Raw genomic sequence first — 22,613 nt, 5'->3', positions numbered from 1 at the left:
ATTTAAAAATAAACCATCGGTAATTTTTATTGTTTGTCCGTGTGTTTCTTTCACTTTTTATCTTCTTGAATTTATCAAAAATCATTTGATGCTATCTGAAAGTTATGATTATATAGCTCGCTTTCTCTATTCTACTAAGCTGTTCCCTTTATTTATTAGGGGACATGGAACGTTTTTTATTACTTTCAGGATGAAAGGGTTATGGCTGACAACAACTCGCAGTCACAAGGGCTGCATCGCATAAATTTCCATGGCAAGAGTGGCGAGTACTTTTCCCTTTGGTTGACTAACGTATTTTTAATAACGATAACATTGGGGATCTATTCCGCTTGGGCAACGGTGCGCGAGCGGCGATACTTTTATACCAATACAGAATTGGACGGCAAGAGATTTGATTACCATGCGAAGCCACTGCAAATTCTTATCGGAAGGTTGTTGGTGATTAGTGGCATCGTTGTTTTCTATTTGTTATTGAAAACGGCACCAAAATTTGGGTTCGTAGCATTGCTGTTGTTGATGGCCCTGATCCCTTGGGGGATCGTTCTTGGCTGGCGCTATAATGCCGCCATGTCAAGTTATCGTGGTATCCGTTTTAATTATATTTGCCAGATAAGGCGTGCTTATTGGGTTTTAATGCTGTGCCCAGTTCTGTTGAGCGCTGGAGTTTATATCGCGTTAGCGGTATTAGTCGGTATCAGTAGTATTTTTGGCGATAGCGTTATGTCATTAACCTTAGTCATATTGCTAGCGCCTTCATTCGCACTGATCAACGGTATTATTAGTACATTACAATATGAACTGTGTGTCAATAATATGTATTTTGGCCATAGGCCGTTCATCGCCAAGTTGAAAAAATTTTCGTTTATCAAATTTTCTCTGATTAGCGGGTTTATTAGCATAGTGTTCCTGATTTTCTCACTGCTATTTGCCAGAACATTTTTTATTTCACTCTATCATGCCGTGGCAGCAGGGAACATATCGGAAATATTGCTGCTGGTTCGGGGTAGCGTCGGTACTCTGTTTTTGAGTCTGTTGGTATTATTTTTCGGCTTTCTGATTGCCGGTAGTTATTTTACCGTGGCCAGCCGCAATTACCTTTGTAACCAAACAACGTTGGATATGAATATCAGGTTCCACTCTTCGGTCAAGACGTTGCCGTATATGTGGTTGCTGCTCAGCAATGGTTTCATGGTCTTGTTCTCCCTGGGGTTTGCTTTACCGGTAGCGAAAGTCAGATTGGTTCGATATTTAGCAGACCGCATAGCGGTAGAAGGCGACCTATCAAAGCTGGATATTGAAACTCATCAGATGACGGCCAACAGCGCAAAGGTTGAAATAGTAACCATGGCATAACAGGTAAATCGTTATGCTGAATGAAAAAAGCCCCCGGCCAAAACCGGGGGCTTTTTGGATCAACCAGCGAAAATTACTTCGCTTTACCCTGGTTTGCCACGGCGGCCGCTTTGGCAGCGATCTCGTCGGCATTGCCCAGGTAGTAACGTTTGATTGGCTTGAAGTTCTCGTCAAATTCATACACCAACGGCACGCCGGTTGGGATGTTCAGCTCGAGGATCTCGTCTTCGCTCAGGTTATCCAGGTATTTCACCAGTGCACGCAGGGAGTTGCCGTGTGCAGCAACGATAACGCGCTCGCCGCTTTTGATGCGTGGTAGAATTTCTTCGTCCCAGTAAGGGATCACGCGATCGATGGTCAGCGCCAGGCTCTCGGTCAGCGGCAGCTCTTTCTCGGTCAGCGCGGAATAACGTGGATCGTGGCCTGGGTAACGTTCGTCATCTTTGGTCAGCTCTGGTGGAGTAACGGCGAAGCCGCGACGCCATTGCTTAACCTGCTCGTCACCGTATTTTTCTGCGGTTTCAGCCTTGTTCAGACCCTGCAGCGCGCCGTAGTGGCGTTCGTTCAGTTTCCAGGATTTCTCAGTCGGCAGCCAGGCCTGATCCAGTTCGTCCAGAATGTTCCACAGGGTGTGGATAGCGCGCTTCAGTACGGAGGTGTAAGCAAAGTCAAAAGAAAAACCTTCGTCTTTCAACAGTTTGCCTGCTGCTTTCGCTTCGGTGCGGCCTTTGTCGGACAAATCAACATCATACCAACCGGTGAAGCGGTTTTCGTTGTTCCACTGGCTTTCGCCGTGACGCACCAGAACCAGCTTAGTTACAGCCATAGCTTAACTCCTTAATAATCTGACATTTCAATGATAACGAAAATCATTATATTGCCGCGGCCGGGGCCTCGGCAATCGATAGTGTTTAACCATAGCCAATTTCTTGCCGCAAAGTAAGTGCTGTTCTGAGGAAAAGCTGAATCGATCAGGCTGGTGCGTACAGGGAGTGTGGCACGGCGAAGGGAGATTCGGCCGTGCCGTGGGGAAGGGTAATCAGGCCGCTTTTTTCAGGCAATTGCTCATAAAGGTTTTGCGCTCGTCGCCCTTCAGGCTTTTGGTTTTGGCGTCGGCGTTACAGGTTTTCATTTTCTGCTGCTGCGGAGTCAGCGTTTTGGTCGCAGCGGTGCCTTCGGATTTCAGGCAGGTGCTCATAAAGGTAGAGCGATCCGCGCCTTTCAGCGTTTTGCTGGTGGCCTGTTGATTACAATCGGTCATGCGTTTCTGCTGCGCGGCCTGTGCCGGTGATGGCGTTTTTGCTGCGGTCTCGGCAGCCATCAGATTGGTGCTCAGCAGTAAACCCGCCAGTAATGGAAGTGCAGTAATCAGACGCATAGGTGTTCCTTCAGCTATTGGCCGGCCGGGGTGGCCGAAAATTGTGACGTTGCACAAGGTGTTGTGCTTATCACCGTAGCCTGATTCTAGTGCGCGCTTTGGAATAAGGAAAGGCAGCCCCCGGCGCGGCAGTGGGGTAAAAAGGTAAGCATTTATAACAAACGGCCCCTCGCCGCGTGGCAAGGGGCGTAGCGGGTCAGATAGGATAAAACTGATAATGGGTGGCGCTCAGGTATTGCTGCCCCGGCTGTAGCCAACAGTCGGGCTGCGGCCATTCCGGGTGGTTCGGACTGTCCGGCAAAAACTCGCTTTCCAGCGCTACGCCGGCGTAATTGGCGTAGCTGCCGCCTTCGCGCGCCGGGGTTCCGCTCAGATAGTTGCCGCTGTAGAGCTGCAAAGCCGGTGCACTGGTGAAGACGCTCATTTGAACCTGGCCATCAGCTGACCAAAGATGGGCCGCCGGGCAGTCCAATGCGCCACAGGTGCGATGCAGCAAAAAGGCATGATCGTAGCCTTTTACCCGCTGTTGACAGCGATCGCTCAAAAAATCCTGCAGCAGCGTTTTTGGCTGGCGGAAGTCCATGCCGCTGTCTGCCACCGGGGTAAGATCGGCACAGGGGATCCCTTCGCTGTCGACCGGCAGATAGCGGTCGGCAAACAGCTGTAGCCGCTGATGGCGGGCGTCGGTTCCGGCGCCGTCGAGGTTGAAGTAGGCGTGGTTGGTTAAATTGACCGGGCAGGCGCGGTCGGCCCGCGCCTGATAGCTGATTTCCAGTCGATTGTCGGCGGTAAGTCGATAGTTGACCTGAACGTCAAGATTGCCGGGAAAACCCTGGTCACCTTCTGGCGAATGCAAGGCGTAGCTCACCTGCTGCTGATCCTGCTGGGTAATGCGCCAGCGGCGGGCATTAAAGCCCTCCGGCCCACCGTGCAGTTGGTGTTCCCCCTGATTGGCGACCAGCGGATGCGGTTTGCCATCAATCTGCAGGCTGGCGTGCGCGATGCGGTTGGCATAGCGCCCGACGGTAGCGCCAAGGTAGGCAGCCTGATTCAGGTAGTCTGCTGGGGTGCGACAGCCCAGCAGCAACTCGCGCGTTTTGCCCGATTTCAGCGGCAATACCGCTGAGAGCCAGGTAGCGCCCCAATCCATCAGCGTTACCGTCATTCCGCCGGCGTTTTTCAGCTGCGTCAATTGGTAGGGCTGGCCGTCAGGGGCCAACGTTTGGCTGTCGCTCAGCATCTGCCGGCCCCCTCTGACGCCTTACAGACGTAAAAGGTTTCTTTCAGCCCCTGGGTTTGCAGCGGGTATTCGCGTGCTACTGCCTCACGAACCGGCTCGACCAGCGCCTGTGGCATCAGCGCCACGATACAGCCGCCAAAACCGCCGCCGGTCATGCGTACGCCGCCGCGGTCGCCGATAACGGCTTTGACGATCTCCACCAGCCGGTCGATCGGCGGCACGGTAATTTCAAAATCATCGCGCATCGAGGCGTGCGACTCCGCCATCAGTTTGCCCATCAGCTTCATATCACCGGCGGCCAGCGCATCGGCAGCAGCAAGTGTACGATCGTTTTCGCTGATCACATGACGCGCTCGTTTGGCGACGATCGGATCCAGCTCATTCTGGATCGGGAAAAACAGATCCGGGCTGACATCGCGCAGCGCTTTGACACCGAAGAAGCGCGCGGCTTCCTCACACTGCTTGCGGCGGGTGTTGTATTCGCTGTCTACCAAACCGCGTTTCACATTGGAATTGATGATCACCACCGCGACATCTTCCGGCACCGATACCGCGCGGATTTCCAGCGTTCGGCAGTCGATCAGCAAAGCATGATCCCGTTCGCCGAGCGCGGAAATCAGTTGATCCATAATCCCGCAGTTACAGCCGACAAACTGGTTCTCCGCTTCTTGACCATTGAGGGCCAGCGCTACGCCATCCAGCGGCAGGGCATACAGCGACTGCATGGCCTGGCCAACGGCGACCTCCAAAGAGGCGGAAGAACTGAGGCCGGCCCCCTGCGGCACGTTGCCGGCAATCACCAGATCCGCACCGCCAAAATCGCTGTTGCGCTGCTGCAGGTGCTTAATCACGCCGCGTACATAGTCTGACCAGCGTTGGCTCGGATGGCTGACGATCGGATCGTCGAGCGAAAAGAGATCCTGCTGGGCATCGTAATCGGCGGCGATCACCCGGATCTGACGATCGTCGCGTTTGGCGCAGGCGATCACCGTCTGGTAATCGATGGCGCACGGCAGCACAAAACCGTCGTTATAGTCGGTATGCTCGCCGATCAGGTTCACCCGGCCCGGGGCCTGGATAGTCAGTGCGGGCGCGTAGCCAAAACGTTCGGTAAAAAGGGTGTGGGTAAGGTTCTTTAAACTCATTGTTGGGCTCCGGCTTCACGGTAATGAACATCGCTGACGGCGCGCAGGCGCTCTGCGGCCTGTTCTGCAGTCAAATCGCGCTGGGTTTCTGCCAGCATCTCGTAACCCACCATAAATTTACGCACCGTGGCGGAACGCAGCAGCGGTGGATAGAAGTGGGCGTGTAGTTGCCAGTGGCGGTTATCCGCGTCGTTAAACGGGGCTCCGTGCCAGCCCATGGAATAGGGGAAGGAGCACTGGAACAGGTTGTCGTAACGGCTGGTCAGTTTTTTCAGCGCCACGGCCAGGTCGCGGCTCTGTTCGGCGCTGAGATCGGTAATGCGCTGTACCGAACTCTTTGGCAACAACAGCGTTTCAAACGGCCAGGCCGCCCAATAGGGCACCACGGCCAGCCAGTGCTCGGTTTCCACTACCGTACGGCTGCCGTCAGCCTGTTCGCGCTGGGTGTAATCCGACAGCATCGCGGAGTGGTGCCGTTGGAAATACTCGCGCTGCAGACGATCCTCATGCTCGACTTCGTTCGGTAAGAAGCTGTTGGCCCAAACCTGCCCATGCGGATGCGGATTAGAGCACCCCATCGCGGCGCCCTTGTTTTCAAAAACCTGCACCCACGGATAGCTGCGCCCCAGATCGGCGGTCTGTTCCTGCCAGGCGGCAATCACCCGTTCCAACGCTGGCAGCGGCAATTCCGGCAGGGTTTTGCTGTGATCGGGCGAGAAACAAATCACCCGGCTGGTGCCACGGGCACTCTGGCAGCGCATCAACGGATCCTGACTTTCCGGTGCCTGCGGGGTGTCCGTCATCAGCGCGGCAAAGTCGTTGGTGAACACGTAGGTGTCCTGATAGTTCGGGTTTTTATCGCCGGTAACACGGGTGTTGCCTGGGCAGAGGAAGCAGTCGGGATCGTGCTGTGGCAACGTTTCTTGCTGTGTGGACTCCTGCTGGCCTTGCCACGGCCGTTTGGCACGGTGCGGCGAGACCAATACCCATTGGCCGGTCAGCGGGTTGTAGCGGCGATGGGGATGATCTACGGGGTTAAAATCCGTCATGGCGGTTCCTTTTTCTCGGGCGATGCGGCGCGGTGTAATCGCTTTCATCTGCCGCTAACCTGCCCTTGACTCATACAAATGGATAACTATGAGCAAAAAGATAGCACGTCCCACAGGGGAAAAAGGTGATCCAGAGCGAAAAATGGAATCGTTTACACTACGTGATACAAGTGAGAAACCGCTGGCAGTGTCGAACGGCTAAAGCTGGGAAAGTGGGTGTCAGGCAGCGAGTGATAGCGTTTTCACACCCATGACCGGCAGGCGTTCACCTGCCGGTCATGGCGATCAGGAATGCTGGTACAGCGGGTAAGTGAATAGCAGCAGATGGGTCAGATTCAGCCCGAAGTGGAATAATATCGGCACCCACAAGCGGCCACTCCACATCCACGCCAGGCCGTAAATCAACCCGGCAAGCGTGGCGAAAATGACCATCAGCATGCCACCGGCCAGATGCGCGGCGCCAAAAATCAGCGCGGCAATAATCAGTGCCGGCCAGGCTCCCAACCATTGGCTAAGCCGTTGCTGCAGATAACCACGGAACAGCGCTTCTTCAGCCATGCAGACAAAGAACAGGTTGGCCATGATAAACGGCAGGATCCAGGCTGGGGTATGCAGCTCTATTTTAAGGCCGCCGAGCGCCACCGCCAGCAACAGCAAGGCCGGAACGCTGATAATCAGCGCCGTCCAGGCAGAGGTGCCTACGCTTTTATCCGGCTTGTCGAGTTTAAATAACGTCGGCAAACAGGCAAACAACAGGAAGGGCACTATAGCCTTGTCAAAGTTGTAATACATGGTGAAAGGGGCACTTAACGGGCCTGCTTTATCGCCGTCGATCATCAATTGGTTATTGATCCCCGGCACCAGGTGCAGGAATAGCGCCACACAGCTTAAAACCACCAACGCTTCAAGTGGCACAGCCAGATTACGCTGTGCCCGAAAATGGTGTCGCAGCCCCGCGAGAGCGGCAATACCTAGTAAGCACGTCAGGCTGAGCGGGGTGAGTACCGCGTGGTACATGCCCATCCCCGCCGATGCGGCCAAAATCAACCAGGCAATAAGCCGGTTAAATGGCAAAAAGAATAACGAAGAAGCCAGTACGCCCCACATAACAATGTCCCTTTAAAATATGCACACGGTACCCATTACCGAAGGCAATCATTGCTTTATCGGTGTGCGAATGATCGGTGAGTTGGGCACTATCCCGGATAGTAGCACAGCGAAATGACGGTAAAGGTCGGTGCAGTGGGTAAAATCGTGCGGTTAACCCTTCATCCAGGCCTGCGAACGGGTGATTTCTGCCAGGTTCTGCAGGATATCCAGACTCTGCTGGTGGATTTCCTGCGTCGGAGCAGCGCATAAGTCCTGCAAGACGGTCACCTGAAAACCGGCGTCGTGCGCCTGTCTTGCGGTGCTTTCGATCGCCAGCGGGGTACTGACCCCGCCCAGCAACAAATGGTGGCAGCGATGCTGCTGCAGCCAGGCTAACAAATTGTTACCGGCAAAGGCGCCAACGCCGTTCTTTTCGAACTGAATATCCGTTGGCAGCACCTGCAAATCCTTATCCCATTGGCAACCGGGGCTGCTCAGGCGCAGTGCCCCAATCTGTTTCAGGTGGCTAAACAGCGGAGAGTGAGCGGGAATGTCGTGGTAATCGTCGGCAAAACCGACGCGCACCCAAATCACCGGAATTTTACGTACCCGGGCGTAAGCCGCGGCGGCGTTGGTGTTGGCAATCAGGTTTTGCGCCAACACCTGTTCACGGCAATGATTTGCACGCCCTTTGGGGCCAATCAGATCGTCGATAAGATCGATAATAATCAGTGCGGCGGACATGGTGTCTCCAGAAGCGGATCCTTTACCCTTTATGATAAAAGGCCAAATGTGATGTGTTACAGAGGAAGTGTTGCCGGATATGTCATCGGATGAGTAGTGGGGCTACCCATCCGTGCGGGGTCTCGAGGATTTCAGACCAGCCTATCCAACTGATAACGGTAGCCGTCGCTGTCAGGGACAAAGCTCAGGCGGTGAGTAATACTTTGCGGCGCGTCTTCCGCATGGTGGGAGACAAACAGCAGTTGGGTTGCCCCTTGGCCGATCAACACGTCGACAAAGCGACGGACCAACTGACGATTGAGCGGATCCAGCCCCTGCAGCGGCTCGTCGAGGATCAACAGCGCCGGATGCTTGACCAGCGCGCGGGCGATCAGCGCTAACCGTTGCTGGCCCCAGGAAAGGCTGTGGAAGGGGGCTTCGCCGTTTGTACCGCCCAGCCCCAGCAGCGCCAGCCACTGGTCGGCCAATTGCCGTTGGCGATCGGATACCGCCTGGTAAATGCCGATCGAATCGAAGAAGCCGGACAGGATCACGTTGCGCACGCTGCTGCTGACGCGGTAATCCAGATGCAGGCTGCTGCTGACGTAGCCGATATGGCGTTTGATATCCCAGATGGTTTCCCCGCTGCCGCGGCGGCGGCCGAACAGGGTAAGATCGTTGCTGTACCCCTGAGGATGATCGCCGGTGATCAGGCTGAGCAGCGTCGATTTACCGGCCCCGTTCGGGCCGACGATCTGCCAGTGTTCGCCGGGATTAACCTGCCAGTCGAGGTGATTGAGAATAGCTCGATCGTTGTAGCTGACCCTCCCGTCGCGCAGGATAATTAACGGTTGATCCGCCGGCAGCGTGGTTTTCTGCGCTGGATCTTCGGTTTCCGGCAGCGCCAGGCCATCCAGATTTTCGCTGTGCGCCAGTTGCGCCACCAATGCTTCCGCCATCACCTGTCGGCGCGTCCCCTGGCTTGCCAGGGTGCAATCGGCCAGCACGCCTACGTTACGGATAAAGTCAGGTACTTCGTCAAAGCGATTGAGCACCAGCACCAGGGTATAGCCATGCGCGGAGAGGTCATTCAACAGCGCAGCCAACTGAGCGCGTGAATTCACGTCCAGCCCATCGAAAGGCTCATCCAGGATCAGTAAATCGGGCTGCGGCATCAGCGCCCGGCACAGCAGGGTTTTGCGCGTTTCGCCGGTAGAAAGGTATTTAAAGCGACGTGACAACAGCGGGGTAATGCCGAACTGTTCGGCCAGTTGCGCACAGCGTGCGGGATCTTTGACCTCATCCTGAATAATTTCCTCCGCGGTGCGTCCGGTATCTTCCTCGCCGGGGCTGAGCAGGTCGGTATTGTTACGTTGCCATTCGTCGCTGACCAGCTTTTGCAATTGTTCGAAAGAGATGCGTACCGCATGGCTGAAATCGCTGCGGCGCTCGCCGCTAAGCAGCACCAGTTCATCCGCCAGCGCGCGTGCCAGCGCGGATTTGCCGCTGCCGTTGGCGCCGACAAAGGCCCAGCTGTCGCCGGCCTGAACGTCCAGGGCCTCCAGCGTCAGGGTACGGGTATCGCTTAAGCGAAATGAACCTTGCGAAATGTGCAACGACGGCATCACCTGTTCCTTTTTATGCAATTATTTTGTTTAGAAATAGGCGCATTGCGGAGCGATGTCAATCGGCAAAAATGCAACGTCACGTTGCGTTTAGCACAACGTGGCGACAATCACCCGATCGGCGTTAAACAGGGCGTGCACCGGGTTGCCGGGGCGCAGTTTAAGCTGCTGCAGTTCGGCGTTGCTCACGGTGGCGCACAGGGTTTCACCGCCCGTCAGCGTGACCAGCACTTCGCTGTGATCGGTGCCCGGTTGAATGCTGGCGACCACGCCCGCCAATGCGTTGTCCGCAGCGCCGACCAGGGCCGGATCGGTATTCAGTTTTACCCAGGGGGCTTTAATCAGCGCCAGCACTTCCTTTCCGGGGGATAGCTGCAGCCGATCGGCGCTCTGTTGGGTGATGGCCGCGCTGAGACGGGTTTTGCCGTCGTTAAGCAGAATATCCAGATGCTGCTGCACCTGCTGGTGATCGCGTTCGATCACGGTGCCAAAGAACTGGTTGCGGGCACTGGTTTGCAGCGAGAAACGCGAGATTGCCGCTAACAGGCTATCGAGAGGCAACTCGTCCTGTTGCAGCACGTCGAAGGCTTTTTGTTGGATCTGCCCGAGCAGATCGTAAAGCTGGATCAACCGCTCACCGTAGCGAGTCACCTGCGCACCGCCACCGCCTTTGCCGCCGGTCGCACGTTCCACCACCGTCTGTTCCGCCAGCTGGTTCATTTCGTTAATCGCGTCCCAGGCACTTTTGTAGCTGATGCCCGCCAGTTTGGCGCCCTGGCTGATGGAGCCGGTGTGCCGGACCTGTTTCAGCAGCGCGATGCGGCGCGGGTCGGCGAACAGCTTCTGCTGAAGTTTTAGGGTAAGAAGAATTTCGGCCTGCATAACGCGTCCTGTCGGCTGCAAAAGCCTTATTGTCGCCGATTTAACCGCAAAGCGCCAAAGGATGCGTCGGCTACAGTCAGGGCTCGGTAACAATAAAAACTGGCCTTCAATAATTGAAATGTTATAACATAACAAAAAATATAATGATTGATGCCGGCCACGGCGGGTTTTTATTTCACCAAAGGGATGCTGTAAATGAGTGCTGCACGTCTGGGTTTCGTCACGCCCAAAAAACCACCTTATTACCTGATTACCGCTTTGCTGTTAAGCCTGCCGAACGCCGCGCTGGCCGTCGGCGCTTGCGACAAAACCGAAAAGTCATCAGGTTGCGAAGACAGCTTAACCGTGCAGGCATCCAGCCAGCCCCAGAGCACCTATGGCTCGCTGGATGTGGTCGCCCGTTCGGCATCGCGTCTGGGCCTGACCAGCAAAGAAACGCCGCGCAGTATTGAGGTTATCAGCGCACAAGCTATTGGGCAGCGGGGTGACAAAACGCTCGCCGACGTTGTCGAGCACGCGACAGGCATGTCAGGCGTGGCTTCACCCACGCTCAGCAACAATTTTTCGTTACGCGGTTTCAGGCCGGTGTCCTGGCTGTATAACGGCGTCGAAACGCCGGGCAGCACCCTTCAGCTAGCGGATCCTTCTCATTATGGCAGTGTAGAAGTGTTGCGCGGCCCCGGATCGGTGCTCAATGGCCTGAGCGCCGCCGGCGGCAGCGTCAATCTGCTTTCGCGCCAGCCTACCTTCAGCCGCCAGCCCATCGAGCTCGACTATGGCCTGTCGAGTTATAACAGCCAGCGCCTGCACCTGGGGGCGGGCGGTACGTTACTGGACGATGTGGCGGCTTACCGTTTGGACGTCAGCGGCAGCGACAGCGGCACCAATGTGCAATATGAGCGTGACAAACAGAAACGGGTATCCGGCGCGCTGCTGTTTAAACTGTCTGATAATGCCCTGCTGACGTTAAGCCTGGATCGCATGCTCAATCGCACCAACAACCCTTACTACGGCACGCCGCTGGTGGAAGGGAAGGTGGCTCGCGAGCTGCGCGATATCAACTACAACAACCTGACCGACAGCCGTATCCAGAGCAACGCCACGTCGTTTCAGGCCGGCCTGGACTGGTTCACCACACCCGAAATTGAGCTGCATAATCAGTTTTACTACTACAGCGGTTTTCGCGAATGGCGCAATGTGGAACGCTTTCGCGTCTCGGCGGCCACCCAGCCCGGCTATGTCAATCGCGATTCGTTCGGGGCGCTGGCCCACGATGATGACCTGATCGGCAACCGCAGTTCCCTGGTGTTCGACCGGCCGCTGGGCGGCTTCGATAACCGGTTTATTGTCGGCATTGACCTGAGTAAACGCCGCTTTCAGTATTACTCCAACGGCTTCCCCGGTTCCGAAGAGGTTCCCCTGCAGGCACCGATCAGAGAAAGTTTTTCTCAGGGCACCGATAGCCAACGTTCTCCGGTTCGTCGCGTTACGCAAAACCAGTACGCCGCCTTTTTGGAAGACCGCTTCAACCTGACGGAGCGTTTAACCCTGCTGGGTCAGTTACGCTACAACCATATGGAGATGGATTGGCATTTTCAGGGGCCGCAAGAAGAGCGCTCCTCGCAAACCTACGCCTTCAGCGTCTGGAGCCTTGGCCCCAGCTATGCGTTGACCGATAACCTCAATATTTACGCCAACTACACTACCGGCCAGGAGCCTGGCAACGATCTGTTCTTTTTAAGCCCGGCGCAAACCAGCCTGCCGCTGACCCAGGTACGCCAATGGGAAGTCGGTGCCAAGGGACAGTTTTGGGATAACAAGGGAGAAGCCACGCTGGCACTGTACGAGCTGCGCAAGGACAACCTGTTCGTGCCCAATGCGCAGCAGCCGGATACGCTAAATGCCGTCGGCCGGCAGACTTCGCGCGGTGTGGAAGTTAACCTGATGCTGCGTCCAACCGATCGGTTGGAGCTGGCTGCCAATGCGGCCTACACCCATGCCCGTTACGATGAATACCGTGGCGGCAGCCCGTTGCGCAGCTATAACGGCAATCGCCCGGCCTACATCCCTGACTGGACCGCCAACCTCACGGCACGTTATATGCCGACGGAGCAGTGGGGGCTCACCTCATCGCTACGCTACGTGGGCAGCAGTTATAACGACGACGCCAACCAGCGTAAAATGCCGTCCTATACCACGCTCGATCTGGCGACCGACTATCAGATCACCCGGTCCGTGGGTGTGGGCGTGCGTATCAGAAACGTCACCAACCAGTTGTATGCCTATCAACGTACATACCCGGATCAGGTGCTAATTGCGCCATCGCGCACTTACGAAAGCTTTATTTCGGTGAGGTTCTGATCCCGCCATGCAGCCGATAATCTGCCTGCTGGTGGCGCTGGGCCTGTCGTTTAACGCGCTGGCACAGACCGGCGCCGTCACCCTCAACAACTGCGGCCAGCCGTACCGTTACCCGGCGGTGCCTGAGCGCGTGCTGGTTTACGCCAATCCCGCGTTGGAAAACATGCTGGCGCTGGGGTTGGCACAACGCATCGTCGGCATCATCGGTTATGACTACGCGCAGGATACGGCCCCGTCTGCGGCGAAATGGGGCAAGGCATTGAGCAAACTGTCAGCCGCCGCGCCGCCTGCGGCGGAACCTTTGCTGTTGCTCAATCCGGATTTTGTCTATTCGGCCAGTTACTACTGGTTTAACAGCCCGGAAACGCCCAATCGCGATCGGCTGACGGAGTGGGGAATCGCCACCTATCTCTCGCCTGACGTTTGCAGTGGCCAACAAAGCGCCGTAAGCCGCTCGGCGAGCTTCGAAAGTATTTTTGCCGAACTGCGTGATATTGCCCGGATTTTTAACGTCACGGGCGATGCCGACAGGTTAATCGAGACGCTTCGGTCCCAACTGTGGACGCTGGATCGAGAGGCGGGAACCTTGCCTCGCCAGCGGCTACTTTGGTGGTATGCCGGTACGCAAACCCCTTATGTGGCGGGATGCTGCGGGGCACCGGCACTGCTGACCCGTCAGATTGGCAGTCAAAATCTGTTTGGCGACCTGCGCGAGCTTTGGCCCACCGTATCCTGGGAAACCATTGTTGCCCGCGATCCCGACGTGATTGTGCTGGGCGATTTGCCCCGTGGCGGCCTCGGCGACAGTGCCAAAGACAAGATCCATTTTCTGGAGCATCACCCTCTTACCTCAACCCTGCGCGCCGTGCGCCAAAAACGCTATGTCATTTTGCCCGGCTACGATCTGGATCCCTCGGTACGTACCCTGGCGGCTTTGCAACGTTTAATTCAGGGCCTGCAGCAACAGGCCTTAGGATCACCCATTCCCAAAAAGGAACCCTGATATGTCCTCTCTTTCATTCTCCTCACTGCTGACCTCGTGGGATCAACAGCAGGGCGCTTACATCGCCGAACGAGAAGCGCGTTTCAATGCCCAACTCGACGTGTTAGCGCTTTCGGTCGGCGAGGATTTTCACGTGCTCGATTTGGCCTGTGGGCCGGGATCGCTAAGCCTGCGCATCCTTCAACGTTTCCCGCAGGCTAAAGTGACGGCGATGGATCTCGATCCGTTACTGTTGGCCATCGCCCGCGGCGCCCTGGCGGACTATGGCGACAGGATCCGCATCATTCAGGCCGATCTCGCCGATCCTGAGTGTTTCTCATCGCTTGAAGGGGCAACGCCTGACGCGGCGGTTTCCAGCACGGCGCTGCACTGGTTAATGCCGGAACAGCTGACGGTGCTGTATCGAAACATCGCCGAACTGCTACCCACGGGGGGCGTATTTCTGAATGCTGACCACCAGCGTTACGACCATCGGCAGCCACGCGTTAAAACGTTGGCTGAACTGCACGATAACCAGACGCAACAACGGGCCTGGCGAAACGGCGTCGAAGACTGGGATCGGTGGTTTGACAAGGTGCAGCAACTGCCGGAGCTGGCGCAATATCGGCAACAGCGGGAAAACCTGTTCGCCGGGCGTCCTGTCCCTCCGGCGACGGCATTGGACTTCCAACTTGCCAGCCTGACGCAGGCGGGGTTTACCGAGGTCGGGCCGGTCTGGCAACTGCTGGATGACTACGTGATTGCAGGCTGGAAATAGTATGAACGGAACGGTACGCCGGGGGGCGAGGCGTTCAGGTGGCTGGTTGTGCATGCTGGCGCTGGCGTTGCCGCTATTTTTGCTCGGTGCCTCGTTGTACGGACCGGCGCCAATATCGCTGCATGACGCGTGGCGTATTTTGTCTGCCCCTGGCGTTAACGCCGACGACGGTAGCGAGATTTATCAACGGATAATCTGGTCATTGAGACTGCCCAGGGCGCTGTTGGCCGCGGTGGCGGGGGCCGGTCTGGCGTTGGCCGGCACCGTCCTGCAATCGCTGACGCGCAACCCATTGGCCGATCCCTGGGTGTTGGGGATCTCTTCCGGGGCGGGCGTGGGCGCCGTTCTGGTGCTGGTGTTGGGGCTCGGCGGCGGTCTGCTGTCGGTGTCTGGCGGGGCATTTATCGGTGCGGCCGGGGCCTTTGCCCTGGTTTTACTGCTCGCCGGGCGTTCCCTGAACGCCGAGTCATCGCTGTTTATTTTGGCGGGGGTCGCGGTCACGCAACTGCTTTCGGCACTGACCTCGCTGATTACCCTGTGGCAAGCGGACGCTAACGCCACGCGTGGTGTGATGTTCTGGCTACTGGGATCCTTCAGCGACGCCCGCTGGTCGCAGGTGGGGCTTTGCGCTCTGCTGCTGGCGGCGGCACTGGCGATTTGCTGGATGAAAGCGGGCGAGCTGGACGCATTGGCGTTCGGCGGCCTGACCGCGGCGTCGTTGGGCGTGGCGGTGGCGCCGCTGAAACTGCTGCTGTACGGCATTACCATGGCGCTGACGGCCGTTATCGTCGCCTTCAGCGGCGCGGTGGGGTTTATTGGGCTGACGGTGCCGCACGTCGCCAGACTGTTGGTCGGGCCGCGTCACCGGGTGCTGCTGCCGGCCAGCGCGCTGTGCGGCGCTTTGTTTGCCGTCGCGGCGGACACCCTGGCCAGAACTTTGTTTGAACCGCGTGAACTGCCGGTGGGCGTCTTGACCGCGTTGTTGGGTGTCCCGGTATTCCTCACCTTGCTGTATCGGAAAATAAACGCATGATCGCTGAAATCGGGTTATCGGGACTGCGCGCCGAAGGGTTGGGGTGGTCAACGGCAGAAAGGGTGGTGCTGAATAACCTCAGTTTTCACGCCCGGCCCGGTGAAATTACCGGCGTGCTCGGCGTCAACGGCAGCGGAAAATCCACGCTGCTCAAGTTGCTGGCGGGATTGATCCCTCCCAGCCGTGGCCGGGTATATCTGCAGCAAACCGACATTGCCTCACTGAAAGGGCGCGAACGAGCCAGGCGCATGACTTTCCTCGAACAGTCCGGGCCCGGTGCGTTTGCCATTCCGGTGAAAGACGTGGTGTTGCTCGGGCGTCTGGTTTACGCCAGTCGCTGGGCAGGGTTCAGCGCGGAAGATTATCGCATTGCCGGGCAGGCGATGGAGCAGGTCGGTATTTCGCACCTGGCCGATCGTGAATGGCAACAGCTGTCCGGCGGGGAACAGCAACGCGTTCATCTGGCACGCGCGCTGGCGCAACAAACGCCATGGCTATTATTGGACGAGCCTGCCAACCATCTGGATATTGCCCATCAGCAGCAGTTTATGGCGTTATTGCGGCGGCTGGGCATCAGCGTAGTGGTTTCGCTGCACGACCTGAATTTGGCGGCCTGCTACTGTGACCGGCTGATGTTGTTAAAGCAGGGAGGTTTGCACGCCTTCGGCCCCCCGCAGCAGGTGCTGACATCGGAGACGATAGACAAGGTTTATGGCGTAGAGGCTCGGCTGGTTGCGATTAGCGATTACGCCGCGCCGCTGATCTATTACCCTGTTCAATAGCGTTCACCGCAGGTCGAAAGGCGGCACCGGAGCACAAATGGCACGTTTGGCCGGTTACAAATTCTGCACAGTCTTTAAAATAACCCCGTTTTAGTCGGTTTTTTGGTTTAAACTGGAATGTACGTGGCGGTGTTCATTACCGCTCAATGGGCAGTTAAGTGAGGCTACCATGTTGGATTTATTGAAAAGTTTGCTGTTCGCTGTGGTCATGGTTCCGGTGGTGATGGCCATCATCCTCGGCCTGATCTACGGTTTGGCGGAAGTGTTCAACATTTTCTCCAAAGTGGGCCGTTCGAAAGAAAACCGCACCCAGCACTGATCGTTACCCGTCCCCTTTTTAAGCCTGCCGGCGTCGTTCGGCAGGTGTTTCTCAAGATATCTCACACCCTGCCGATAAACCGCATGACAAGCTTCTGCGCGACGTTATATTATTTTTTATATAACGAAGAGTGATAATGCACGTTAACTTGCGGAGAAAACAATGAAACAGCAATGGACTAAGTGGGTCGGCGGTATCGTATTGGCATCCGGTATGGTCATGCAGGCATCGGCAGCGGATAAAGTCACCGTTTTTGCGGCCGCCTCGCTGACGAACGCGCTGCAGGATATCGCGACCCAATACCAGAAGGGCAAGGATGTGCAGGTGGTTTCCTCATTCGCCTCCTCTTCCACGTTGGCGCGCCAGATTGAGCAGGGCGCACCGGCCGATCTGTTTATCTCTGCCGATCAGCAGTGGATGGATTACGCCATCGACAAGCAGCAAATGGTCAAAGACACCCGATATACCCTGTTGGGGAACGAACTGGTGCTGATCGCCGCAAAAGATGCCAAACCGGCTAAAATCACGCTCGACAAGCAAACCGACTGGACAAAACTGCTCAATGGCGGCCGCCTGTCGGTGGGCGATCCGGACCACGTGCCTGCCGGCATTTATGCCAAGGAAGCGCTGCAGAATCTCGGTGCCTGGACCGCGCTGGAGCCTAAGCTGGCACGGGCCAACAACGTACGCAGCGCCATGGCACTGGTAGAACGCGGCGAAGCGCCGTTAGGCATTGTTTATGGCTCAGACGCGGTAGCCAGTGATAAAGTCAGCGTGGTGGCCATCTTCCCGGAAGACAGCCACAAACCGGTGGAATACCCGATGGCGATAGTTAAAGGGCATCAAACTCTGGCCGTCAGCGCGTTCTACAGTTACCTGAAGAGCCCGGAAGCGGCTGCTATTTTCAAACATTATGGATTCTCCCCGCGTAAATGATCCTGAGTGAGTACGAGTGGCAGGCCGTTGAACTGAGCCTGAAAGTGTCCGCCCTGGCGGTGGTGTGCAGTTTACCCTTTGGCATTCTGATGGCCTGGGTGCTGGTACGCTGCCGTTTCCCGGGTAAATCGCTGCTGGACAGTATTATTCACCTGCCGCTGGTACTGCCGCCGGTGGTGGTCGGCTATTTATTGCTGATCGCCATGGGGCGGCGTGGCGTGATTGGCGAATGGCTGTATGACTGGTTTGGCTTCAGTTTCAGCTTTAGCTGGCGCGGTGCGGCGCTGGCTTCCGCCGTGGTGGCGTTTCCGCTGATGGTGCGGGCCATCCGGTTGGCGCTGGAGGCGGTGGATACCCGGCTCGAGCAGGCAGCCCGCACCCTGGGCGCCAACCCGTGGCGGGTGTTTTTCACCATCACGCTGCCGCTGTCGCTGCCCGGCGTGATTGTCGGTGTGGTATTGGCCTTTGCCCGTTCTCTGGGCGAGTTCGGCGCCACCATTACCTTTGTTTCCAACATTCCCGGCGAGACGCGCACCATACCGCTGGCGATGTATACCCTGATTGAAACGCCGGGGGCTGAAGCCGCCGCCGCGCGCCTGTGCGTGATAGCCATAGTGCTGTCGTTGGTTTCACTGATGGTGTCCGAGTGGCTGGCCCGCTGGGGCCGTAAACGGATGGGCGTATAATGCTGGAGCTGGATTTCTCGCAACGCCTTGGGGATTTAAACCTTAACGTGCGCGCCGATCTGCCCGCTCAGGGCATCACCGCGATTTTTGGCCTGTCCGGCGCGGGTAAAACGTCCTTAATCAATGCCATTGGCGGCCTGACGCGCCTGCAGCAAGGCCGTATTGTGCTGAATGACCGTACGCTGGTGGATACCGCCAGCGGCCTGTGCCTGCCACCGGAGAAGCGGCGGATTGGCTACGTGTTTCAGGACGCGCGCCTGTTCCCGCATTATCGGGTACGCGGCAACCTGCAATACGGTATGGCGACCAGCATGCGTGCGCAGTTCGACAATATTGTTGAACTGCTGGGCATCGGGCCCTTGCTCAACCGCCTGCCGTTGACGCTGTCCGGCGGCGAAAAACAGCGGGTGGCGATTGGCCGTGCTTTATTGACCGCGCCGGAGTTGCTGTTAATGGATGAACCACTGGCGTCGCTGGACCTGCCGCGCAAACGCGAACTGCTGCCGTATCTGGAGCGGTTGGCGCAGGACGTCAATACGCCGATCCTTTACGTCAGCCACAGCATGGATGAAATTCTGCGACTGGCAGAGCAGGTGATGGTGCTGGATAACGGTCAGGTCAGGGCATTTGGCGGGCTGGAAGAAGTATGGGCCAGCAGCGCATTGCGACCATGGTTGCAGCGTGAAGATCAAAGCAGCGTGCTGCGCGTCAGCGTGATTGAACATCATGCGCGCTACGCCATGACGGCCCTGGCGCTGGGCGACCAACGCCTGTGGGTCAGCGGGGTCGATGCCGCCTTGGGTGCTCAACTGCGTATCCGAATCAACGCCGCCGATGTTTCATTGGTGCTGCAACCACCGGTCAACAGCAGTATCCGCAACGTACTGCCGGCCAAAGTCACCGAATGCCTGGACGTGGATGGACAGGTGGAGGTGAAACTGGCGGTGGGGGAGAGCGTGTTGTGGGCACGTATTACGCCGTGGGCGCGTGATGAGCTGGCGATCCGCCCTGGTCAATGGTTGTATGCGCAGGTGAAAAGCGTGTCGATCAGCCGCGAAGCGCGTTAAATAGCGCCCTCCCTGTGGGGAGGGCAATCACGAATTATTGACCCAGTACGCGCGTGCGGATCACCTCGGCGATGCCGGGCTGCAGGTGATCGGCGATCACCAAATCGGCGCGTTGCTTGATAGCGTCATCGGCATTGCCCATCGCCACGCCCAGGCCTACCGCTTCCAGCATGCTGAGGTCATTGTAGTTATCCCCGAAAGCCACCACCTGATCCATGCTCAGGCCCTGCGACTCGACCCACTGCTGCAGGCGTTTGCCTTTGCTGTTGCCGCCTTTGGCGATATCGACCTGATCGTGCCACGACCATTCGCAGGCCAGTCCCAGCTCTTTTTCTACCGTTTCGGCAAACTGGCGCAGCGCAGGAATATCGGCGTGCGAAGTGGCGAACTTCCAGATTGACTGCGCTTCATCGGCTGCCTGCACCAGGCTGTTGACCTGCAACAGCGTTGGGCGCTGTGCCGGCGGCAGGGTTTCCGCCCAGGCCAGTGAACGGGTGACGTGGCCGCTCGGTTCCTGATACAGCATGGCGTCGTCCACGTACATCAGGCCGTGAATACCGCTTTGTTTCAGCATTTGCAGCACCAGTTTGGCCTGATCTTTGGCCAGCGGATCGGCGGCCAGCACTTTTTGCTGCTGGAAGTCATACAGATAGGTGCCGTTGCAGCAGATTGCCGGGGTGTCTATCTCCAACGCCTGATAAAACGGGTGGATCGCCACGTGATGGCGGCCGGTGACGACAATCACTTTGATACCGGCAGCGCGCGCTTGCGCCAGGGCTGCCAGCGACTGCGGTAAAATGCGTTTTTGGTTGTCCAGCAGGGTGCCATCCAGATCGAGGGCAATGACGCGGTAGCTCATAGGGATCTCATTATCGTTAGCAACAAAATTAAACCGATGGTACACCGGATAAGCGATGGATAAAACAGCACAGATTTCCTCAGCAACACAGGGTTGTTATGTCACGGATGTGAGGTAAGCTAGGGGAAACCGAAAAACCTGAAACCGGTTTCTCTCTTACCCTATTCAAGGAGAACACATGAAGCAAATCGTTTATGTCGCCAGCCCGGAAAGCCAGCAAATTCACGTCTGGCAGTTAGGCGATGCGGGGGCCCTGGCGCTGCTGCAAACCGTCGAAGTCCCGGGCCAGGTGCAACCGATGGCGATCCACCCGGACCGAACGCACCTGTACGTCGGCGTGCGCCCGGCGTTCGGCATTGTCAGCTACCGCATCGAGGCGGACGGTACGCTGCAACAGGCCGGCATGGCACCGCTGCCGGGCAGCCCGACCCATATCTCTACCGATTTGCAGGGGCGTTATCTGTTCTCCGCCTCCTACAGCGGCAACTGCGCCAGCGTCAGTCCTATTGGCCATGACGGCGTAGTGGGTGCACCTATTCAGCAGATTGACGGTTTAACTGCGCCGCACTCGGCCAATATCGACCCGACCAACCAACTGCTGTTGGTGCCTTGCCTGAAAGAAGATCGCATTCGTCTGTTCAATTTGGATCAACAGGGCGAACTGACGCCGCATGCTCAGGAAGCGGTAGCAACTGCCGCCGGTGCCGGTCCGCGCCACATGGCATTCCACCCGAACGACAAATATGCCTACTGCGTCAACGAGCTGGACGGTACGGTAGATGTGCTGGCCATCAGTGAAAACGGCGCTAAATACACCCAGGCGCAAACGCTGGATATCATGCCTGCCGATTTCAACGGCACCCGTTGGGCGGCGGATATTCACCTCACGCCGAATGGCCGCTTCCTCTACACCAGCGACCGCACCGCCAGCATACTGACGATTTTCAGCGTCTCCGAAGACGGCAGCACCCTGTCGGTTGTCGGGTACCACCCGACCGAAGAGCAGCCGCGCGGCTTCAACATCGACCACAGCGGCCGCTTTGTGATCTCGTCCGGTCAGAAGTCCGATCATATCGGGGTGTATGAAATCGATCAGACCAGCGGCAAGCTGACCACTCTGGCACGTTACCCGGTGGGTAGAGGCCCGATGTGGGTAAGCGTATTAGCGAAGTAGAAGTAAATGATGCCCGGTTGCCCTAAGGGCGAATGAATAATGAGGGCGCAGCATGCTGCGCCCCTACAGTCTCTCGGGATGGGGTTCTTTTTCCCGAGAATCAGCTGTATTTCACCGTCAGCGTGGCGCTGCCAAGGCTATGGAAGTGCACGTTGAAACCGACCAGGGCACCGCTGGAACCTTCATCCACCTCAATGCTTTCTACGTCCAGTGCGTGGACGGTGAACTGATAGCGGTGGCTTTCTCCCTGCGGTGGCGCTGCGCCGCCATAACCGGCGGAACCAAAATCGGTGCGGGTCTGGATCGCGCCGGTCGGTAAGCCGCCCTTGCCGGAACCTGCGCCCTGCGGCAGTTCACGCGTGGTTGCCGGGATATTGGCCACCACCCAGTGCCACCAGCCGGAGCCGGTCGGCGCATCGGGATCGTAAACCGAAATCACGAAACTCTTGGTGCCTTCCGGCACGCCGTCCCAGGCCAGATGCGGCGACAGATTATCGCCTTGATAACCCATGCCGTTAAACACCTGGCGCTCCGGCATTTTCGCGCCGTCTTGCAGATCGTTGCTGTACAAACGAAAGCTCATAATGACTCCATTGGTCGGTAAAAGCTGAATGCCTAAGCTAGACCTTTTTGACGTCATAACACAAGCCTCATTGCACCTCGCCAGCGGCCTGCTCTATGGGTTATCCTCGTTAACGCCGAAGCTACATACGCGACATCAATAATTCACAGATCGATACAAGCAATCATGATTTCATTAAAAAAACGCACGCCGTGGTTTGGTTGGCTGCGCCGCTGGGCCAAGGGCATCAAGCGCGACATTTATGCTCTTTGGCTGGCCGCCCGCGACCGGCGCACGCCCTGGTATGCCAAATTGATCGCCCTGCTGGTGGCGGGTTATGCAGTATCGCCTATCGATCTGATCCCGGACTTTATTCCGGTGCTGGGCTATCTGGACGACGTGGTTATAGTGCCGCTGGGCATTATGCTGGCGGTGCGGTTGATCCCCAATCCGCTGATGGCGGAGTTTCGCGAGAAGGCGCAAAGGCGTATCGATAATCCTACCGGCCGGATGGCGGCGGTAATGATCATATTGCTGTGGGTGTTGTGCCTGGTATTGCTGGCCCGTTATCTGGACCAGCATTGGTAACC

General features: G+C 57.1%; 23 protein-coding genes. 12 read left to right on the top strand and 11 right to left on the bottom strand.

Features of this window, described 5'->3' with window-relative positions; all coding sequences use genetic code 11:
* Positions 1-201 precede the first annotated feature (201 nt).
* Positions 202-1,353: a YjgN family protein gene (locus H5P17_RS22910; protein ID WP_182825403.1), complete on the top strand. Its 1,152-nt coding sequence runs from the start codon at positions 202-204 to the stop codon at positions 1,351-1,353.
* Between the two features lie 73 nt (positions 1,354-1,426).
* On the opposite strand, the gene gpmA is transcribed toward H5P17_RS22910, so the two are convergent.
* The 9 genes from gpmA to modE all read right to left on the bottom strand — a co-directional run bounded on the left by gpmA (position 1,427) and on the right by modE (position 10,484).
* Positions 1,427-2,179 (bottom strand): 2,3-diphosphoglycerate-dependent phosphoglycerate mutase, encoded by a 753-nt coding sequence (gpmA, locus tag H5P17_RS22905; protein ID WP_004941818.1) that lies wholly within the window; start codon positions 2,177-2,179, stop codon positions 1,427-1,429.
* 213 nt (positions 2,180-2,392) lie between these two features.
* Complete coding sequence (locus H5P17_RS22900) at positions 2,393-2,731, bottom strand: PsiF family protein (RefSeq protein ID WP_020825694.1); 339 nt, start codon at positions 2,729-2,731, stop codon at positions 2,393-2,395.
* A gap of 196 nt (positions 2,732-2,927) precedes the next feature.
* A complete protein-coding gene (galM, locus tag H5P17_RS22895) occupies positions 2,928-3,971 on the bottom strand; it encodes a galactose-1-epimerase (RefSeq protein WP_182825401.1) in 1,044 nt (347 codons plus the stop codon).
* The gene (gene galK, locus H5P17_RS22890) at positions 3,965-5,116 is read right to left on the bottom strand and encodes a galactokinase (protein ID WP_182825399.1); all 1,152 of its coding nucleotides are present in this window, start codon (positions 5,114-5,116) and stop codon (positions 3,965-3,967) included. The genes galM and galK overlap by 7 nt, the downstream gene beginning before the upstream one ends.
* Positions 5,113-6,165, bottom strand: coding sequence for a galactose-1-phosphate uridylyltransferase (gene galT / locus H5P17_RS22885; RefSeq protein WP_182825405.1), 1,053 nt, complete (start codon positions 6,163-6,165; stop codon positions 5,113-5,115). Before galT ends, galK begins: the two co-directional genes overlap by 4 nt.
* A gap of 285 nt (positions 6,166-6,450) precedes the next feature.
* Complete coding sequence (locus H5P17_RS22880; RefSeq protein WP_044548940.1) at positions 6,451-7,272, bottom strand: CPBP family intramembrane glutamic endopeptidase; 822 nt, start codon at positions 7,270-7,272, stop codon at positions 6,451-6,453.
* 153 nt (positions 7,273-7,425) lie between these two features.
* Positions 7,426-7,998 carry a cysteine hydrolase family protein gene (locus tag H5P17_RS22875; RefSeq protein ID WP_044548942.1) on the bottom strand — a complete coding sequence of 191 codons (573 nt, stop codon included), beginning with the start codon at positions 7,996-7,998 and terminating at the stop codon, positions 7,426-7,428.
* Between the two features lie 131 nt (positions 7,999-8,129).
* Positions 8,130-9,602, bottom strand: a complete 1,473-nt coding sequence (modF, locus tag H5P17_RS22870; RefSeq protein WP_182825397.1) for a molybdate ABC transporter ATP-binding protein ModF — start codon at positions 9,600-9,602, stop codon at positions 8,130-8,132.
* A gap of 90 nt (positions 9,603-9,692) precedes the next feature.
* A complete protein-coding gene (gene modE / locus H5P17_RS22865; protein ID WP_182825395.1) occupies positions 9,693-10,484 on the bottom strand; it encodes a molybdenum-dependent transcriptional regulator in 792 nt (263 codons plus the stop codon).
* A gap of 195 nt (positions 10,485-10,679) precedes the next feature.
* On the opposite strand from modE, the gene H5P17_RS22860 reads away from it, so the two are divergent.
* The 9 genes from H5P17_RS22860 to modC all read left to right on the top strand — a co-directional run bounded on the left by H5P17_RS22860 (position 10,680) and on the right by modC (position 19,428).
* Positions 10,680-12,845, top strand: a complete 2,166-nt coding sequence (locus H5P17_RS22860) for a TonB-dependent siderophore receptor (RefSeq protein ID WP_182825393.1) — start codon at positions 10,680-10,682, stop codon at positions 12,843-12,845.
* 7 nt (positions 12,846-12,852) lie between these two features.
* Positions 12,853-13,848, top strand: a complete 996-nt coding sequence (locus H5P17_RS22855) for an ABC transporter substrate-binding protein (protein ID WP_182825391.1) — start codon at positions 12,853-12,855, stop codon at positions 13,846-13,848.
* A 1-nt stretch (position 13,849) separates the two neighbouring features.
* Complete coding sequence (locus tag H5P17_RS22850) at positions 13,850-14,605, top strand: trans-aconitate 2-methyltransferase (RefSeq protein WP_044548950.1); 756 nt, start codon at positions 13,850-13,852, stop codon at positions 14,603-14,605.
* A gap of 1 nt (position 14,606) precedes the next feature.
* Positions 14,607-15,638, top strand: a complete 1,032-nt coding sequence (locus H5P17_RS22845; RefSeq protein WP_182825389.1) for an iron ABC transporter permease — start codon at positions 14,607-14,609, stop codon at positions 15,636-15,638.
* Positions 15,635-16,420 (top strand): ABC transporter ATP-binding protein, encoded by a 786-nt coding sequence (locus H5P17_RS22840; RefSeq protein WP_182825387.1) that lies wholly within the window; start codon positions 15,635-15,637, stop codon positions 16,418-16,420. Before H5P17_RS22845 ends, H5P17_RS22840 begins: the two co-directional genes overlap by 4 nt.
* Positions 16,421-16,589: 169 nt before the next feature.
* Entirely contained in the window at positions 16,590-16,739 is a 150-nt protein-coding gene (locus H5P17_RS22835) for an AcrZ family multidrug efflux pump-associated protein (RefSeq protein WP_020825707.1), read from the top strand.
* 162 nt (positions 16,740-16,901) lie between these two features.
* Entirely contained in the window at positions 16,902-17,675 is a 774-nt protein-coding gene (gene modA / locus H5P17_RS22830) for a molybdate ABC transporter substrate-binding protein (RefSeq protein ID WP_182825385.1), read from the top strand.
* Positions 17,672-18,361, top strand: coding sequence for a molybdate ABC transporter permease subunit (gene modB / locus H5P17_RS22825; protein WP_044548956.1), 690 nt, complete (start codon positions 17,672-17,674; stop codon positions 18,359-18,361). The genes modA and modB overlap by 4 nt, the downstream gene beginning before the upstream one ends.
* Complete coding sequence (gene modC, locus H5P17_RS22820) at positions 18,361-19,428, top strand: molybdenum ABC transporter ATP-binding protein ModC (protein WP_182825383.1); 1,068 nt, start codon at positions 18,361-18,363, stop codon at positions 19,426-19,428. Before modB ends, modC begins: the two co-directional genes overlap by 1 nt.
* A gap of 34 nt (positions 19,429-19,462) precedes the next feature.
* Here modC and H5P17_RS22815 read toward each other — a convergent pair whose 3' ends face one another.
* Positions 19,463-20,287, bottom strand: coding sequence for a pyridoxal phosphatase (locus tag H5P17_RS22815; protein ID WP_020825711.1), 825 nt, complete (start codon positions 20,285-20,287; stop codon positions 19,463-19,465).
* A 178-nt stretch (positions 20,288-20,465) separates the two neighbouring features.
* Between H5P17_RS22815 and pgl the strand changes: the two genes are divergently transcribed.
* Entirely contained in the window at positions 20,466-21,461 is a 996-nt protein-coding gene (gene pgl / locus H5P17_RS22810) for a 6-phosphogluconolactonase (protein WP_182825381.1), read from the top strand.
* Between the two features lie 100 nt (positions 21,462-21,561).
* Here pgl and H5P17_RS22805 read toward each other — a convergent pair whose 3' ends face one another.
* Positions 21,562-22,044 (bottom strand): kinase inhibitor, encoded by a 483-nt coding sequence (locus H5P17_RS22805; protein ID WP_182825379.1) that lies wholly within the window; start codon positions 22,042-22,044, stop codon positions 21,562-21,564.
* Between the two features lie 165 nt (positions 22,045-22,209).
* Between H5P17_RS22805 and H5P17_RS22800 the strand changes: the two genes are divergently transcribed.
* Positions 22,210-22,611 (top strand): YkvA family protein, encoded by a 402-nt coding sequence (locus H5P17_RS22800; RefSeq protein WP_182825377.1) that lies wholly within the window; start codon positions 22,210-22,212, stop codon positions 22,609-22,611.
* The last annotated feature ends 2 nt before the right edge of the window (positions 22,612-22,613 follow it).

Origin of the sequence: Serratia sp. OS31 (genome assembly GCF_014164835.1) — a bacterium.
In the GTDB taxonomy this organism is placed as follows: domain Bacteria; phylum Pseudomonadota; class Gammaproteobacteria; order Enterobacterales; family Enterobacteriaceae; genus Serratia; species Serratia liquefaciens_A.
This window is presented reverse-complemented; position numbering and strand designations above follow the sequence as displayed.

What these genes read in the sequence shown, in the direction of transcription:
- H5P17_RS22835 (WP_020825707.1), top strand. Translation starts at nt 16,590, where the DNA reads ATGTTGGATTTATTGAAAAGTTTGCTGTTCGCTGTGGTCATGGTTCCG.
- H5P17_RS22880 (WP_044548940.1), bottom strand. Translation starts at nt 7,272, where the DNA reads ATGTGGGGCGTACTGGCTTCTTCGTTATTCTTTTTGCCATTTAACCGG.
- galK (WP_182825399.1), bottom strand. Translation starts at nt 5,116, where the DNA reads ATGAGTTTAAAGAACCTTACCCACACCCTTTTTACCGAACGTTTTGGC.
- galM (WP_182825401.1), bottom strand. Translation starts at nt 3,971, where the DNA reads ATGCTGAGCGACAGCCAAACGTTGGCCCCTGACGGCCAGCCCTACCAA.
- gpmA (WP_004941818.1), bottom strand. Translation starts at nt 2,179, where the DNA reads ATGGCTGTAACTAAGCTGGTTCTGGTGCGTCACGGCGAAAGCCAGTGG.
- H5P17_RS22875 (WP_044548942.1), bottom strand. Translation starts at nt 7,998, where the DNA reads ATGTCCGCCGCACTGATTATTATCGATCTTATCGACGATCTGATTGGC.
- pgl (WP_182825381.1), top strand. Translation starts at nt 20,466, where the DNA reads ATGAAGCAAATCGTTTATGTCGCCAGCCCGGAAAGCCAGCAAATTCAC.
- H5P17_RS22845 (WP_182825389.1), top strand. Translation starts at nt 14,607, where the DNA reads ATGAACGGAACGGTACGCCGGGGGGCGAGGCGTTCAGGTGGCTGGTTG.
- modC (WP_182825383.1), top strand. Translation starts at nt 18,361, where the DNA reads ATGCTGGAGCTGGATTTCTCGCAACGCCTTGGGGATTTAAACCTTAAC.
- H5P17_RS22855 (WP_182825391.1), top strand. Translation starts at nt 12,853, where the DNA reads ATGCAGCCGATAATCTGCCTGCTGGTGGCGCTGGGCCTGTCGTTTAAC.
- modB (WP_044548956.1), top strand. Translation starts at nt 17,672, where the DNA reads ATGATCCTGAGTGAGTACGAGTGGCAGGCCGTTGAACTGAGCCTGAAA.
- modE (WP_182825395.1), bottom strand. Translation starts at nt 10,484, where the DNA reads ATGCAGGCCGAAATTCTTCTTACCCTAAAACTTCAGCAGAAGCTGTTC.
- galT (WP_182825405.1), bottom strand. Translation starts at nt 6,165, where the DNA reads ATGACGGATTTTAACCCCGTAGATCATCCCCATCGCCGCTACAACCCG.
- H5P17_RS22850 (WP_044548950.1), top strand. Translation starts at nt 13,850, where the DNA reads ATGTCCTCTCTTTCATTCTCCTCACTGCTGACCTCGTGGGATCAACAG.
- modA (WP_182825385.1), top strand. Translation starts at nt 16,902, where the DNA reads ATGAAACAGCAATGGACTAAGTGGGTCGGCGGTATCGTATTGGCATCC.
- H5P17_RS22840 (WP_182825387.1), top strand. Translation starts at nt 15,635, where the DNA reads ATGATCGCTGAAATCGGGTTATCGGGACTGCGCGCCGAAGGGTTGGGG.
- H5P17_RS22805 (WP_182825379.1), bottom strand. Translation starts at nt 22,044, where the DNA reads ATGAGCTTTCGTTTGTACAGCAACGATCTGCAAGACGGCGCGAAAATG.
- H5P17_RS22860 (WP_182825393.1), top strand. Translation starts at nt 10,680, where the DNA reads ATGAGTGCTGCACGTCTGGGTTTCGTCACGCCCAAAAAACCACCTTAT.
- H5P17_RS22800 (WP_182825377.1), top strand. Translation starts at nt 22,210, where the DNA reads ATGATTTCATTAAAAAAACGCACGCCGTGGTTTGGTTGGCTGCGCCGC.
- H5P17_RS22910 (WP_182825403.1), top strand. Translation starts at nt 202, where the DNA reads ATGGCTGACAACAACTCGCAGTCACAAGGGCTGCATCGCATAAATTTC.
- modF (WP_182825397.1), bottom strand. Translation starts at nt 9,602, where the DNA reads ATGCCGTCGTTGCACATTTCGCAAGGTTCATTTCGCTTAAGCGATACC.
- H5P17_RS22900 (WP_020825694.1), bottom strand. Translation starts at nt 2,731, where the DNA reads ATGCGTCTGATTACTGCACTTCCATTACTGGCGGGTTTACTGCTGAGC.
- H5P17_RS22815 (WP_020825711.1), bottom strand. Translation starts at nt 20,287, where the DNA reads ATGAGCTACCGCGTCATTGCCCTCGATCTGGATGGCACCCTGCTGGAC.